Origin of the sequence: Peribacillus sp. NPDC076916 (assembly GCF_050269675.1) — a bacterium.
In the GTDB taxonomy this organism is placed as follows: domain Bacteria; phylum Bacillota; class Bacilli; order Bacillales; family DSM-1321; genus Peribacillus; species Peribacillus aracenensis.
This window is the reverse complement of the sequence record NZ_JBNNIU010000004.1, coordinates 421,989-437,050: the sequence shown is the minus strand read 5'-3', so window position 1 is coordinate 437,050 and position 15,062 is coordinate 421,989. Positions and strand designations below refer to the sequence as shown.

The 15,062-nt window shown below is 41.2% G+C and carries 16 protein-coding genes; all 16 read left to right on the top strand.

Translation table 11 applies throughout. From position 1 onward, the window contains the following. Positions 1-51: 51 nt before the first annotated feature. Complete coding sequence (locus ACQKFG_RS15850) at positions 52-645, top strand: TIGR01440 family protein (protein WP_427560501.1); 594 nt, start codon at positions 52-54, stop codon at positions 643-645. Positions 646-988: 343 nt separating this feature from the next. After that, complete coding sequence (glyA, locus tag ACQKFG_RS15845; RefSeq protein ID WP_192207256.1) at positions 989-2,230, top strand: serine hydroxymethyltransferase; 1,242 nt, start codon at positions 989-991, stop codon at positions 2,228-2,230. Between the two features lie 234 nt (positions 2,231-2,464). Then, positions 2,465-3,094, top strand: coding sequence for a uracil phosphoribosyltransferase (gene upp / locus ACQKFG_RS15840; RefSeq protein WP_034315825.1), 630 nt, complete (start codon positions 2,465-2,467; stop codon positions 3,092-3,094). A gap of 23 nt (positions 3,095-3,117) precedes the next feature. Then, positions 3,118-4,260 carry a non-hydrolyzing UDP-N-acetylglucosamine 2-epimerase gene (gene wecB, locus ACQKFG_RS15835; RefSeq protein ID WP_349728672.1) on the top strand — a complete coding sequence of 381 codons (1,143 nt, stop codon included), beginning with the start codon at positions 3,118-3,120 and terminating at the stop codon, positions 4,258-4,260. Positions 4,261-4,346: 86 nt separating this feature from the next. After that, positions 4,347-6,572 carry a S8 family serine peptidase gene (locus tag ACQKFG_RS15830; protein ID WP_427560497.1) on the top strand — a complete coding sequence of 742 codons (2,226 nt, stop codon included), beginning with the start codon at positions 4,347-4,349 and terminating at the stop codon, positions 6,570-6,572. 285 nt (positions 6,573-6,857) lie between these two features. Next, positions 6,858-7,226: an ATP synthase subunit I gene (locus tag ACQKFG_RS15825; protein ID WP_192207254.1), complete on the top strand. Its 369-nt coding sequence runs from the start codon at positions 6,858-6,860 to the stop codon at positions 7,224-7,226. Positions 7,227-7,248: 22 nt separating this feature from the next. After that, positions 7,249-7,965, top strand: a complete 717-nt coding sequence (atpB, locus tag ACQKFG_RS15820; protein WP_192207253.1) for a F0F1 ATP synthase subunit A — start codon at positions 7,249-7,251, stop codon at positions 7,963-7,965. 72 nt (positions 7,966-8,037) lie between these two features. After that, positions 8,038-8,262: a F0F1 ATP synthase subunit C gene (gene atpE / locus ACQKFG_RS15815; protein WP_034315818.1), complete on the top strand. Its 225-nt coding sequence runs from the start codon at positions 8,038-8,040 to the stop codon at positions 8,260-8,262. Positions 8,263-8,410: 148 nt separating this feature from the next. Further along, positions 8,411-8,923 carry a F0F1 ATP synthase subunit B gene (gene atpF, locus ACQKFG_RS15810; RefSeq protein WP_192207252.1) on the top strand — a complete coding sequence of 171 codons (513 nt, stop codon included), beginning with the start codon at positions 8,411-8,413 and terminating at the stop codon, positions 8,921-8,923. Next, positions 8,920-9,456, top strand: a complete 537-nt coding sequence (locus ACQKFG_RS15805; RefSeq protein ID WP_192207251.1) for a F0F1 ATP synthase subunit delta — start codon at positions 8,920-8,922, stop codon at positions 9,454-9,456. Before atpF ends, ACQKFG_RS15805 begins: the two co-directional genes overlap by 4 nt. Positions 9,457-9,480: 24 nt before the next feature. Then, complete coding sequence (atpA, locus tag ACQKFG_RS15800) at positions 9,481-10,989, top strand: F0F1 ATP synthase subunit alpha (RefSeq protein ID WP_034315812.1); 1,509 nt, start codon at positions 9,481-9,483, stop codon at positions 10,987-10,989. A 37-nt stretch (positions 10,990-11,026) separates the two neighbouring features. Continuing rightward, entirely contained in the window at positions 11,027-11,887 is an 861-nt protein-coding gene (locus tag ACQKFG_RS15795; RefSeq protein ID WP_192207250.1) for a F0F1 ATP synthase subunit gamma, read from the top strand. Positions 11,888-11,975: 88 nt separating this feature from the next. Then, positions 11,976-13,373, top strand: coding sequence for a F0F1 ATP synthase subunit beta (gene atpD / locus ACQKFG_RS15790; RefSeq protein WP_192207249.1), 1,398 nt, complete (start codon positions 11,976-11,978; stop codon positions 13,371-13,373). 25 nt (positions 13,374-13,398) lie between these two features. Beyond that, complete coding sequence (locus ACQKFG_RS15785; protein ID WP_034315803.1) at positions 13,399-13,800, top strand: F0F1 ATP synthase subunit epsilon; 402 nt, start codon at positions 13,399-13,401, stop codon at positions 13,798-13,800. A gap of 341 nt (positions 13,801-14,141) precedes the next feature. Next, the gene (locus tag ACQKFG_RS15780) at positions 14,142-14,516 is read left to right on the top strand and encodes an NADH-quinone oxidoreductase subunit A (RefSeq protein WP_076368347.1); all 375 of its coding nucleotides are present in this window, start codon (positions 14,142-14,144) and stop codon (positions 14,514-14,516) included. 26 nt (positions 14,517-14,542) lie between these two features. After that, positions 14,543-15,019, top strand: coding sequence for a NuoB/complex I 20 kDa subunit family protein (locus ACQKFG_RS15775; protein ID WP_179086075.1), 477 nt, complete (start codon positions 14,543-14,545; stop codon positions 15,017-15,019). Positions 15,020-15,062: the final 43 nt, after the last annotated feature.

The window sequence follows — 15,062 nt, the reverse complement described above, 5'->3', positions numbered from 1 at the left end:
AGAACCCTTTTCTACCGATAGCAAGTTTTCTTATTGAAAGGATGCGTTTGCATGAGAAGTGATGCTACATTTTCAAATGAGCTTGGGATATGGGAAAACCAGTTTCGGGAACTTTTACATGAGTTTCAAGAACAGACAGATTTAAAAGAGAAACAGCTACTGGTGATCGGCTGCAGTACAAGTGAAGTGATCGGGAAAAGGATCGGTACTGAAGGTACGCTCGATGTGGCAGGGATGATTTTTTCCGTAGTTAGGGATTTTCAAGGGAAAACGGGTGTTCAGGTTGCCTATCAATGTTGTGAACATCTAAACAGGGCCTTGGTTTTACAAAGGGAAACCGCGGTTCGATATGATTATGAAGAAGTTTCGGTTGTACCTGTAAGAACAGCTGGGGGATCGATGGCGACGTATGCCTATCAGCAATGGAAGGATGCTGTCGTTGTCGAGCATATTAAAGCGGATGCGGGGATTGACATTGGGGACACCTTCATTGGCATGCATCTGAAGCATGTGGCGGTTCCGATTCGCTCTGCCATTAAAGAAATAGGGCATGCACATGTGACCATGGCAAAAACACGTCCGAAACTGATTGGCGGGGAGCGGGCCGTTTATCAGGACATTTCTGATAATAAGAGTTGTACTTAATGGGTAAGGGGGACAGCATTTCTCGGATGGGGAATGCTGTTTTTTTAATTGAATGAGAGCGAAATCGTAAAGCCTTTATAGTACTAATAGAATAGTGATTTTGCTTATGGAATATAGGGTTAAAGAGCTAATTAGCATAATTTTAATGTTAAATACGAACGTTATTAAAAGAAAAAACATTTAACGTTCGATAAAATTAGACTATCACTTCTAAATTAGACATGTTAAAATGGAGTAGAATTTTCTAATAACTATTGGTAAGGCTTTTTCATGCTTTTTTGAAGGCATGTTGCACATAAATACTAAAAAGCGAATCACGCACAATTTGAGGAGGAATTACGGAATGAATCGTTTAGCAAAGCAAGATGAGCAAGTGTTTAACGCAATTCAACTGGAATTAGGGCGTCAAAGAAGTAAAATTGAGCTTATTGCTTCTGAAAACTTCGTGAGTGAAGCTGTCATGGAAGCACAAGGATCGGTCTTGACTAATAAGTATGCAGAAGGATACCCTGGAAAACGTTACTATGGCGGATGTGAGTATGTAGACATCGTTGAAGATCTAGCACGTGAGCGTGCGAAAGAAATTTTCGGAGGGGAGTATGTGAACGTACAGCCCCACTCTGGAGCTCAAGCCAATATGGCCGTTTACTTTACTGTTCTTCAAACTGGAGACACAGTGCTTGGGATGAACCTTTCGCATGGAGGTCACTTAACACATGGAAGTCCAGTTAACTTCAGTGGCGTTAACTATAATTTTGTTGAATATGGTGTAGACGAAAAAGATCACCGTATCGATTACAATGATGTATTGGAAAAAGCGCGTCAGCACAAACCTAAATTGATCGTAGCGGGTGCGAGTGCATATCCGCGGGAAATTGACTTCAAGCGATTCCGTGAAATTGCAGATGAAGTCGGGGCTTATTTAATGGTCGATATGGCGCATATTGCAGGTTTGGTTGCGGCTGGATTACATCAAAGCCCGATTCCTTATGCTGACTTTGTAACGACAACCACTCATAAAACACTTCGCGGACCACGCGGAGGGATGATCATCTGTAAAGAAGAATTCGGTAAGAAAATCGATAAATCCATTTTCCCTGGAATTCAAGGCGGCCCGTTGATGCATGTTATATCCGCTAAGGCTGTTGCATTCGGCGAAGCGCTTCAAGATGAATTTAAAGTATATGCACAACAAATCATCGATAATGCTAAACGTTTGGGCGAAGGTTTGAAGAAAGAAGGGTTCACCCTTGTTTCTGATGGAACGGACAATCATTTGATTCTTCTTGATGTGCGCTCTACTGGATTAACGGGAAAAATCGCAGAACATGTTTTGGATGAAATTGGTATTACCGTGAACAAAAATGCGATTCCTTATGACCCGGAAAAACCATTCGTTACCAGCGGTATACGCATTGGGACTGCGGCGGTGACATCACGTGGCTTTGGATTGGAAGACATGGATGAAATAGCTGCAATCATCGGACTTGTTTTGAAAAATAATGAAGACGCAGCTAAACTTGAAGAAGCAAAACAGCGTGTTGAATCATTAGCGAGCAAATTTGAATTATATCCTTCATTGTAATATCGTAGCTGCTCCCTTTTAAAGGGAGCGGTTTTTTTTATCTTATTGTAAGGGTGGTGTTAGAAGAATCCGAATAGTGAAAATAGGTCTGACATCTAAACCTTTATTGAAGATTGAAACTTTTTTCTGTAAAATAGGTTGAAGTGAATTTTAAAAGACACGAAAATTTTTCTATTCGATTAGGGAAATTATAAAAAAGCGCAAAACTAAGCAATGGAATTGGAGAGATGCTAAATGGGAAAAGTTTATGTTTTCGATCACCCGTTAATTCAACACAAATTAGCCTATATACGTGATATAAATACAGGAACAAAAGAATTCCGTGAACTAGTGGATGAAGTTGCATCATTGATGGCATTTGAAATCACGAGGGATATGCCACTGGAAGAGGTGGAAATCCAAACGCCTGTAAGCACAGCGAAAGTGAAAATGCTTTCTGGTAAAAAAGTGGGTATCGTCCCGATTTTACGTGCAGGCATAGGGATGGTGGACGGGATCATTAAGCTGATTCCTGCTGCAAAGGTCGGACATGTTGGACTTTACCGTGATCCTGAAACATTGAAACCGGTGGAGTATTATGCCAAAATGCCAAGCGATTTGGCAGAAAGGGAATGCATTGTCGTTGACCCGATGTTAGCCACTGGCGGATCAGCCATCGAAGCGATCCATTCCATTAAAAAGCGCGGTGCAGTCAATATTAAATTCATGTGTTTGATTGCAGCTCCAGAGGGTGTAGAGGCATTGAAAGAAGCCCATCCTGATGTTGATATTTATATTGCGGGTCTTGACGAAAAACTGAATGAACACGGGTATATCGTTCCAGGTCTTGGAGACGCGGGAGATCGTTTATTCGGCACAAAATAAGGAAAGAAACTGAGGTGTCACGAATGAATGAACCGATAAAAGTCATGACCATTTTCGGAACGAGACCAGAAGCTGTCAAAATGGCTCCCTTAGTACTCGAATTTCAAAAACACCCAGAATATTTCAAGCCGATCGTTGCTGTTACGGCTCAGCATCGGCAAATGTTAGATCAAGTTCTCGAACTATTTTCCATACAGCCGGACTATGACTTGGACATAATGAAGGAAAGGCAAACGCTTGCTGACATTACAACAAGAGCATTAAATGGTCTTGATTCAGTAATGAAGGAAGCTAAACCTGATATTGTTCTTGTACACGGTGATACAACCACGACGTTTGTCGCAAGTCTGGCAGCTTTTTATAATCAAATTGTCATTGGGCATGTTGAAGCGGGGCTGCGCACATGGAATAAGTATTCCCCCTATCCGGAAGAGATGAATCGGCAGCTTACTGGTACTATGGCAGATTTGCATTTTGCGCCGACATCGAAAGCGGAGGAGAATCTGCTTAACGAAAACAAGAAGGATAATATCTTCGTGACGGGGAATACGGCAACAGATGCTTTAAAAACTACTGTGCGTTCCACATATTCCCACCCGGTTTTAAATGGACTTGGAGAAGACAGGCTCATTTTGCTTACCGCCCATCGCAGGGAAAACCTTGGAGAACCCATGAGGAATATCTTTAGGGCCGTAAAGAGAATCATTGCTGAGCATGATGACGTTCAAGTGGTATATCCTGTCCATTTAAATCCGCTTGTTCAGGAATTGGCAAACGAAATTCTCGGGGACGATCCGCGGGTTCATTTGATTGAACCGCTGGATGTATTGGATTTCCACAACTTCGCTTCAAGAGCCTATCTGATTTTGACTGATTCTGGAGGAATCCAGGAAGAGGCACCGTCACTTGGTGTACCTGTCCTAGTTTTAAGGGATACGACTGAACGTCCCGAGGGGATTGCTGCTGGAACCTTAAAATTGGCGGGTACTGATGAAAAAAACATATATAACTTGGCACATGAATTGCTTACCGATCAAGAGATGCACGAAAAAATGTCCAAAGCTTCCAATCCTTATGGGGATGGAAATGCTTCGGTCCGCATCGCTGAAGCCATCCGTTACTATTTTAAGCAAGCAGACATGCCGCCAGCTAGATTTGACTCATAAAAAAGGAAAAGCCATGCGCTTTTCCTTTTTTTATTTGCATACTCCAAGGTTGTTGAGAAAAGATAACTGCTAAGGGGATGATTATGTTGGGAAAGAAAACGTTTATAGTATTTGTTTTCCTTTTTATATTTATTTATCAAAATGAAAAGGGATTGGCATCCGTCATTCTGCCGCCTTTACCAAAACTATCTGAATCTAAGGAAGTAACGGTTGTTGTCACGATGGATAAGGTGTTTCAACGAAAAAAAATCGAAAAACTGATTGAAAAATATCCGTCCCTTCAATTAAGGAATGTTTATTCAGTTGCCTTGAATGGATTTTCCGTTCAGGGGAAAATGAATGAGATAGAACAACTCAAAAAGGAGGATGAAATTCAGGCTGTAACGGAAGTATCCGTTTATCAAGCGGTGTTGGATAAAAGTGTCCCATACATAGGAGGGGGAAGGGCCAGGGGTTTCTTTGATAAGGAGAATCACCGGATTACCGGGAAAGGGGTAAAAGTAGGAATCATAGATACCGGCATCGATTATACACATCCGGATTTGCAACGTGCTTATAAAGGAGGGAAGGATCTGGTAGATGGTGATGAAAATCCGATGGAAACCAAAAATCAAGGCGACCTGGATACATTACATGGGACTCATGTGGCGGGCATCATTGCAGCCAATGGAAAAATGAAAGGCGTCGCACCAGAAGCGGAGATATATGCATATCGAGCTTTGGGACCAGGTGGTGCAGGAGATACAGACCAAGTCTTGATGGCTATTGAGTCAGCCATGAAGGATAAGGTGGATGTATTGAACCTCTCTCTTGGCAATAACGTAAATGGCCCTGATTTACCTATTTCCCTTGCTTTGAATAAGGCTGTGGAAAGCGGCATCGTTGCCGTGACATCCAACGGGAATTCCGGTCCGGCTGTATGGACCGTAGGCTCACCCGGAACAGCGGAAAAAGCGATTTCCGTTGGGGCATCGACGCCTCCCTTAAGGGTTCCGTATATGATTTACGGGCTTGGGTCGAAAAAGCATCAATCGCATTTAACCGTGTTTCAAGGCTCTAAAAAATGGAACCTGACGTTTTCCGAGGATGTCATATTTGGGGGTCTGGGCAATGAAGAGGACTTGAAACATGTTCGGGATAAGATTGTGTTGATGGAACGTGGTACACTTACTTTCCAGCAGAAAGTATCCAATGCAGAAAAGGCAGGTGCAAAGGGGGTAATTGTTTATAATAATACAAGCGGGACCTTTACTGGAAGCTTGGAAAAAGAAATGAACATCCCGGCTGCTTCTATTAATAGAAGAGATGGATTGCAGCTAAAGCAAATCATGGAGCAAGGACAGAGCAAAACCGTTCAATTTGTTTATAAGAACGAGCAGGATAAGCTCGCAGATTTTAGCTCCAGGGGCCCGGTAACCGTATCATGGGGAATAAAGCCTGACGTATTGGCACCGGGAGTGGAAATTGAAAGTACCATCCCTAAAGGATATATGTCCTTGGATGGAACAAGTATGTCCGCACCGCATGTTGCAGGAGCATGCGCCTTAATCCTGCAAAAACACCCCGAATGGAATCCTGAGCAAGTGAAATCTGCATTGATGAGCACTTCCAAACCATTGAGGAAATCTACGAATCAATTGTATCACACATACGAACAGGGGGCTGGACGCATCCAGGTCGACGAAGCATTAAAAGCGGACACGCTCTTGAGTCCGAGTTCATTGTCCTTTGGGATGTATACGAAAAAAGAAGGAATTGAAGAACATCATGAAACGATAGTCATAGAAAATACCGGAACGGAAATGAGGAAGTACTCCTTCATGGTTCCGTTGAAAGAGACGGGACTTACTTGGGAATTGCCAAAATCCCTTACTTTGAATCCGAAGGAGAAAAAACGGATAAAAGTGGGGCTTCAGGTCAACCCAGCCAAGCTTAAAAAAGGAGTCTTTGATGGATACCTCATAATAATGGAAGGAACCAAAAAAATATCCCTTCCTTATTTATATGTAAAAGAAGAGCCTGATTACCCAAGGATAATGGGATTCGACTTTGGCCAAGGGGACCAGAAAGGCACATATCGATACGAAATGTACCTTCCGCGCGGGGCTGAAGAATTCGGTATTGCCCTTTATGAGGAAGATAGCTTGAAATTCGCTGGATATTTGGATTGGTCCAAATCAGCACCTTCCGGTTTGATCAAAAAAGATGTATTGAAAAAGAACTTACCGCCTAAAGGTGTGTATAAAGCGATAATTTTTGCGAGAAAGGGTGGAAGGGAAGATCGGATAGAAAAGACGTTACTTATTGAGTGAATAGAGGTTAATAAGTAAAATAAAATGGATGTCAATAGTATAAAAAAGATAATTTGTGAACAATTCGTTAATAATTACAAACCTGTGACAAATTTCACTAACCACTCATTGACAATGATTCTAGCCTATTGTATGCTAACTAAGGATGTAAAATGAGAGGGGTTTCATACGTTAATAACGTGTCAAATAGAAGATGGTTTTTGACCTTCTATTTGGACTTGTTACGGGCAAATTCCCTAGCTAAACACAGATACTACAATATTTCTAGGGAGATTACATGACAAAATGCTAGAATTGGAAAAAATGTTCAATAGGCAGCTAAAATACATGTTGTATTTAATGGGTATTTATATACTCGGGGTGGGCTTCACTTCACATGATTCAGTCTTCCAAGGATTATTGCTTGGAACTGCCTTCAGCCTATTTATATTCTGGTCAATGGTCAAAAAGAACAAAAAGTTCGCCCAAGAGGTTGCCGAAGGCAAGAAAACGCGCTCCCTTGGTAGTTTAACTAGAATGTCTGTAGCGGGTTTAGCTGCAATTATTGCATTGAGATATCCTGACGAGTTTCAAGTGGTCTGCGTGGTATTGGGATTAATGACAGTTTACTTTGTCATTATGATAGATTATTTTATGCAAAACATACGTAGGTAGTAAAGAAGAGAGGTGAATACTGTTGAATCATGAAGCTCCTATGTGGGAATTTATGGATACTGGAATACATTTCAACTTGGCTAATGTTCTTATGATGACTATCGCAAGTCTCATTGTCTTCATTATTGCTGTAGCAGCAACTCGAAAACTTGCGATGAAGCCAACAGGAATCCAAAACTTTATCGAATGGGTTATGGATTTTGTGAAAAACATCATCAACAGCAATATGGATTGGCGTACGGGTGGTCAGTTCCTTATGTTGGGAATGACATTAATTTTGTACGTATTTGTTTCAAACATGTTAGGATTGCCGTTCTCAATTGTAATAGGACATGAACTTTGGTGGAAATCACCTACATCTGATCCAGCAATAACTTTAACCTTGGCAGTTATGGTATTGGGTTTAACTCATTATTATGGTATCAAGATGAGAGGCATGAAAAATTATGCCAAGACTTATGTCCAACCAATGGGTTTCTTGTTTCCGTTAAAGATTATTGAGGAGTTCGCTAATACGTTAACTCTAGGATTGCGGCTTTACGGGAATATTTATGCGGGTGAGTTACTATTAACTTTACTTGCTGGACTAGGAACAAGTGGTGTTGTGGGTGCAGCCACTGCTGCACTACCAATGTTAGCTTGGGAAGGATTTAGTATCTTTGTCGGCTCCATTCAAGCTTTTATCTTTACTATGTTAACGATGGTTTATCTTTCCCATAAAGTAAGTGACGACCATTAATTATAAATATTGTTCATTATGAACATTATATTGATGAAAAAATAAAACAACATTTCAAGGAGGAAATTTATCATGACAGGTTCTTTAGGTCTTATAGCTGCTGCTATCGCAGTTGGATTAGGTGCACTAGGTGCGGGTATTGGTAATGGTCTTATCGTAGGGCGTACAATTGAAGGAATGGCTCGTCAGCCAGAAGCTCGTGGTATGCTTCAAACTACAATGTTCGTTGGTATTGCGTTAGTTGAGGCACTTCCAATCATCGCTGTAGTTATCGCGTTTATTGTAATGGGTAAATAAGATAACTTGAAAAAGTTCAATAATGGCGAAGATGATCCAAGGAGAACCTTCGCCATTGCTCTGTGTTAAATGACATTTATGACAGTGATACTGTCAATCGAAAATACAGAACTTCAATAGTGAATCTCATGAAGGGAGTGAACCGAGCGTGTTAACAAGCAATTATGTTCTTGGTCAAGCATTTAATGGTGGGGATATCATATACCAGCTTGTAATCTTTATTATTTTGTTAGCGTTGCTTAAGAAGTTTGCATGGGGTCCGCTAATGGGCATCATGAAAGAACGTGAAGAGCATGTTGCGAATGAAATTGAAGCAGCTGAAGTTAGTAGAAAAGAAGCACTGAAATATTTAGAAGAACAGCGTGAAATCGTAAAACAATCTCGTACTGAAGCGGGACAACTTATAGAGAATGCTAAGCAGCAAGGCGAAGCACAACGCGAAGATATCATTAAACAAGCGCGTGCAGAAGCTGAGCGTGTTAAAGAATCAGCAAAACGTGAAATCGTTCAAGAGAGAGAAAAAGCAGTTGCCGCCTTACGCGAGCAAGTAGCTTCATTATCTGTTATGATCGCCTCTAAGGTGATTGAGAAAGAACTTTCATCAGCTGATCAAGAAAAACTAATCAATGAATATATTCAAGAGGCAGGAGAAGGTAAATGAGCGATATAACTGTAGCAGGACGTTATGCTGTAGCTCTTTTCCAAATTGCGAAAGAGCAAAATCTCATTAACCAACTTGAAGAAGAGCTTCGCATAGTGAATGAAGTTTTCACAAATGATAAAGAGCTATTGAACTTCTTGGCTCATCCTAAAATGACTAGCGATGCAAAAAATACATTGCTTGCAAATGCATTTGCAAGTCTTTCGTCTTCCGTTCAAAATACTGTAATGTTAATGGTGGAGCGTCATCGTACAGGTGAAGTGACTGCTATGGCACAAGAGTTCATTGAACTTGCGAATGAAGAAAATTCAGTAGCGGATGCGACTGTTTATACAGTTAATCCTTTAACTGAAGCTGAAGCGGAAGCTGTGTCTTCAGCTTTTGCTGCAAAAATCGGCAAACGTAATTTGCGTATCACTAATGTTACGGATAGCAATATTCTTGGCGGCATCAAACTTCAAATCGGTAACCGTATTTATGACGGCACGATAAGCGGGAAGCTTGATCGCCTTAGCAAACAACTATTAGGTTAATATTCACAGATAGGGGTGAAATTCATGAGCATCAAAGCTGAAGAAATCAGTGCGCTGATTAAAAAGCAGATTGAAAACTATCAGTCGGAAATTAAAGTAAGCGATGTAGGTACAGTAATCACTGTTGGTGATGGTATCGCTCGCGTTCATGGTTTAGATAATGCAATGGCTGGGGAGCTCTTAGAATTTTCTAATGGTTCAATGGGATTGGCACAAAACCTTGAGCAAAATAATGTAGGTGTTGTTATTCTTGGACCATTCAGAGACATTCAAGAAGGCAGTGAAGTACGCCGTACTGGCCGTATCATGGAAGTGCCAGTTGGAGAAGAATTAATCGGACGTGTCGTGAATCCGCTAGGACAACCATTAGATGGTCTTGGTCCAATCGCTACAACAAAAACTCGTCCAATCGAAAGCCCTGCAACAGGTGTTATGGACCGTAAATCTGTTCATGAACCATTACAAACAGGGATTAAAGCGATCGATGCTCTAGTGCCAATCGGACGCGGACAACGTGAGTTAATCATTGGTGACCGTCAAACTGGTAAAACATCAGTTGCGATCGATACAATCCTTAACCAAGCTGACCAAGACATGATCTGTATTTATGTTGCTATTGGTCAAAAAGAATCAACAGTTCGTGGAACAGTTGAGACACTACGTAAAAATGGTGCACTAGATTACACAATTGTTGTATCTGCATCAGCTTCTCAACCAGCACCACTTTTATATCTAGCTCCATATGCTGGTGTGACTATGGGTGAAGAGTTCATGTTCGCTGGCAAGCACGTTTTAGTGGTATATGATGATCTTTCTAAACAAGCATCAGCATACCGTGAACTTTCCTTGCTTCTTCGCCGTCCTCCAGGTCGTGAAGCATTCCCTGGGGATGTATTCTACTTGCACTCCCGCTTACTTGAGCGTGCAGCTAAATTGAATGACACTTTAGGTGCCGGTTCAATTACTGCGCTTCCATTTGTTGAAACACAAGCAGGCGATATCTCTGCTTACATTCCAACAAACGTTATTTCCATCACAGACGGACAAATCTTCTTACAATCCGATTTGTTCTTCTCAGGTGTACGTCCTGCGATTAACGCTGGTCTTTCCGTATCCCGTGTTGGTGGATCTGCACAAATTAAAGCGATGAAAAAAGTTGCGGGTACATTACGTCTGGACTTAGCTTCTTATCGTGAATTGGAAGCATTCTCTCAATTCGGTTCTGATCTTGATGCTGCTACTCAAGCAAAACTTAACCGTGGTGCTCGTACAGTTGAAGTTCTTAAGCAAGATCTAAATAAACCAATTAAAGTTGAAAAACAAGTCATGATTTTCTATGCATTGACTAAAGGTCATCTAGATGATATTCCAGTATCGGATATCCTTCGTTTTGAAGAAGAATACTATGTGTTCCTAGATCGTTCTCATCCAGAATTATTAGATCACATTCGCACAACTAAAGGTCTTCCTGAAGACGCTGCTATCGTTGCTGCAATTAACGAGTTCAAAAAGAATTTCGTTATTTCTGAATAATAAGGTCTAACTAATTTATAAAGGGTGGTGAGAATGAATGGCCTCTTTACGCGATATTAAGTCTCGGATTACTTCAACGAAAAAGACGAGTCAAATTACTAAAGCGATGCAGATGGTATCTGCTTCTAAAATGAACCGTGCTGAAGCTAATGCTAAGGCATATGTTCCATATATGGAAAAAATTCAAGAAGTAGTATCAAGTATTGCGAACGGAAGTACGGGTGCATCTCATCCAATGCTTGTCTCACGTCCAGTGAAGAAAACCGGTTACCTGGTAATCACATCGGACCGCGGATTGGCAGGAGCATACAACAGTAGCATCCTTCGCCACGTTCATAAAACTATTCTTGAACGCCATAAATCCAATGATGAGTTCGTCATTATCGCAATCGGAAGGGTTGGCCGTGATTTCTTTGTCAGCCGTAATATGCACGTAGAGCTTGAAGTAACTGGGGTTCCTGATCAGCCGTCTTTCGCTGACATTAGCTCCCTTGCTAAATCAACAGTGAATTTGTATCTAAATGAACTGTGTGATGAGCTTTATATGTACTATAACCATTATGTCAGCCCAATCCAGCAGGATGTAACGGAAACGCAAGTCCTTCCTTTAGCTGACTTTAATACTTCCAATGCAGCATTGACTTCTTATGAATTCGAACCGAATGCAGAAGAAATTCTTGAGGTATTACTACCTCAGTACGCAGAAAGTTTAATTTATGGTGCTTTATTAGATGGTAAAGCAAGTGAGCACTCTGCACGTATGACTGCAATGAAAAATGCAACCGATAATGCGAAAGAATTGATCGATTCGCTTTCATTGCAATATAACCGTGCACGTCAGGCCGCAATTACTCAAGAAATCACGGAAATTGTCGGCGGTGCAGCAGCTTTAGAATAAAATCATAAAAGGGGACGGTCGGCCCGGACGAAGCTTGGCCGTTCCATAATCTCGATAGTCGTTATAAGCAACGTTAGGAGGGAAAACGATGAATATAGGACGCGTTACTCAAGTTATGGGTCCGGTTGTTGACGTGAAATTCGAAGACGGACAACTTCCTAAGATCTATAACGCGTTAAGAATCGAAAATACAGCGTCTGGTACAGGACTAACTCTTGAAGTAGCCCTTCAACTAGGTGATAATACAGTTCGTACTGTAGCAATGTCTTCCACTGATGGTTTAACTCGTGGTGCAGAGACTGTTGATACAGGAGCTCCAATTTCCGTTCCTGTAGGTGAAGTGACTCTAGGCCGCGTTTTCAACGTATTAGGGGAAAACATTGACCTATTTGAACCACTTACTGCAGAGGTGCGTCGTGATCCAATTCACAGACAAGCACCAACTTTTGAGGACTTATCAACAACAGTTGAAATTCTTGAAACTGGTATTAAAGTAGTAGATTTACTTGCTCCTTACATCAAAGGTGGTAAAATCGGTCTCTTTGGTGGTGCTGGTGTAGGTAAAACTGTACTTATCCAAGAACTTATTAATAACATCGCACAAGAGCACGGCGGTATCTCTGTATTCGCTGGTGTAGGTGAGCGTACTCGTGAAGGAAATGACCTTTTCTACGAGATGACTGATTCTGGTGTTATTAAGAAAACAGCGATGGTATTCGGACAAATGAACGAGCCACCAGGAGCACGTATGCGTGTAGCTCTAAGTGGTTTGACAATGGCTGAATATTTCCGTGACGAACAAGGACAAGACGTTCTTTTCTTCATCGATAACATCTTCCGTTTCACTCAAGCAGGTTCAGAGGTTTCTGCCCTTCTAGGCCGTATGCCTTCAGCGGTAGGTTACCAACCAACGCTTGCTACAGAAATGGGTCAATTACAAGAACGTATCACTTCAACTAATAAAGGTTCTGTTACATCTATTCAAGCGATCTATGTACCTGCCGATGACTATACGGATCCGGCTCCAGCTACAACTTTCGCTCACTTGGATGCAACAACTAACCTTGAGCGTAAGCTTTCTGAAATGGGTATCTATCCAGCAGTTGATCCATTGGCATCTTCTTCTCGTGCTCTTAGCCCAGAAGTCGTTGGAGCTGAGCACTATGAAGTGGCCCGTCAAGTTCAATCAACTTTACAGAAATATAAAGAACTTCAAGATATTATTGCGATCTTGGGTATGGACGAGTTAAGCGAAGACGAAAAAGTAATCGTTGCCCGTGCTCGTAGAATTCAAAACTTCTTGTCACAAAACTTCCACGTGGCTGAACAATTCACTGGTCAAAAAGGATCTTATGTACCAGTTAAAGAAACAGTCCAAGGATTCAAAGATATCCTAGCTGGAAAATATGACGAACTTCCTGAAGATGCTTTCCGTCTAGTTGGCCGCATCGAAGAAGTTGTTGCTAAAGCAAAAGAAATGGCTTAATTAAAGGGACCTAGGAGGGAATGAAATGAAGACCATTAAAGTCAATGTTGTTACTCCCGATGGCCCAGTATATGATGCAGAAGTTGAAATGGTAAGCACTAAAGCTAAAAGCGGTGAGCTGGGAATCATGGCTGGACACGTTCCAACTGTAGCCCCGCTTACCATTGGTGCTGTCCGTCTTAAGAATGGAAGCAACACAGACTATGTAGCTGTAAATGGTGGCTTCTTGGAAGTTCGCCCTGATGTGGTAACCATTTTGGCTCAATCTGCTGAAAGAGCTGAAACTATCGATCTTGCACGCGCTCAAGCAGCAAAAGCCCGTGCTGAACAAAGATTGCAGAACAATGATGGATCAAATGATGCCAAAAGAGCTGATTTAGCGCTTAAACGTGCCATCAACCGAATCCAAATTGCAGAAATGCGATAACTTTAATTTATGAAAACACCTGATCAAACCATTCGTGGTAAGATCAGGTGTTTTTTTATTCAAAAGGTTTTTGAGGATTATTGGCATTTAATATAGGAATTAGTAAAAAAAGGTCGAATTATAGAGTAAAGTATTTTCCATTTTATACCTTAACTCGTCGACATGATTTTATCCTAATGTTATAATGTATACGCTTACATTTATTACTTCATATCCCCTCCTTTCACGTTGCTTCTAAAAGAGTGTTACCCTGCATAATATTTAAAACGCTATCCAAAAAGAAGACAAGCAAATTTGAATCGTACCCATTTAACATGATTTATCCATAAAGGGAGATGAACATGGGACAGCTGCATATTTACCAAAATAATTATTTAATTGTATTTGTTTTCCTTTGTCTCGGCATTTTATTACCTGTGATCGCATTATTTCTTGGTAGACTGCTAAGGCCTTATAAGCCGACAGATATGAAATATACGACGTATGAAAGTGGGATTGAGCCTTTTCAGGATTCAAGGGTTCAATTCAATGTCAGGTATTACCTATTCGGATTGATGTTCGTCATATTTGATGTAGAAACGGTTTTTCTTTACCCATGGGCGGTTGCCTATGATGAACTCGGACTGTTTGCATTGATTGAAATGCTGTTTTTTGTCCTGATCCTAATGCTTGGGCTAATTTACGCTTGGAAAAAGAAGGTGTTAAAGTGGAATTGAAGCTGGATGAACTTACCCCAAAAGAAATGGAAGAAATACGCCATAGCATTTTTTTATCCACACTTGAGCAAATAAAAGGCTGGGCTAGAAGTAACTCACTCTGGCCAATGACTTTCGGTTTGGCATGTTGTGCAATTGAAATGATGGGTGTCGGTTCCTCCCATTATGATTTGGACCGCTTTGGTTCATTTTTTCGGACATCACCCAGACAATCGGATGTCATGATTGTTTCAGGAACGGTAACGAAAAAAATGGCGCCAATAATAAGTAGATTATACGAACAAATGCCAGAACCGAAATGGGTTATTGCAATGGGATCCTGTGCAACTGCTGGTGGGCCTTATGTTCACTCTTACTCAGTGGTCAAGGGGGTAGATCAAATTGTACCTGTCGATGTATATATACCGGGTTGTCCCCCCAATCCAGCTGCACTTATTTATGGGATCAATAAATTAAAAGAAAAAATCCGTTACGAAGCGAAAACCGGAAAGCGGGTGATATAGATGAGTGAAAAGGAGGACTTGGCAAAGCAAAAAGCGGAGGCCG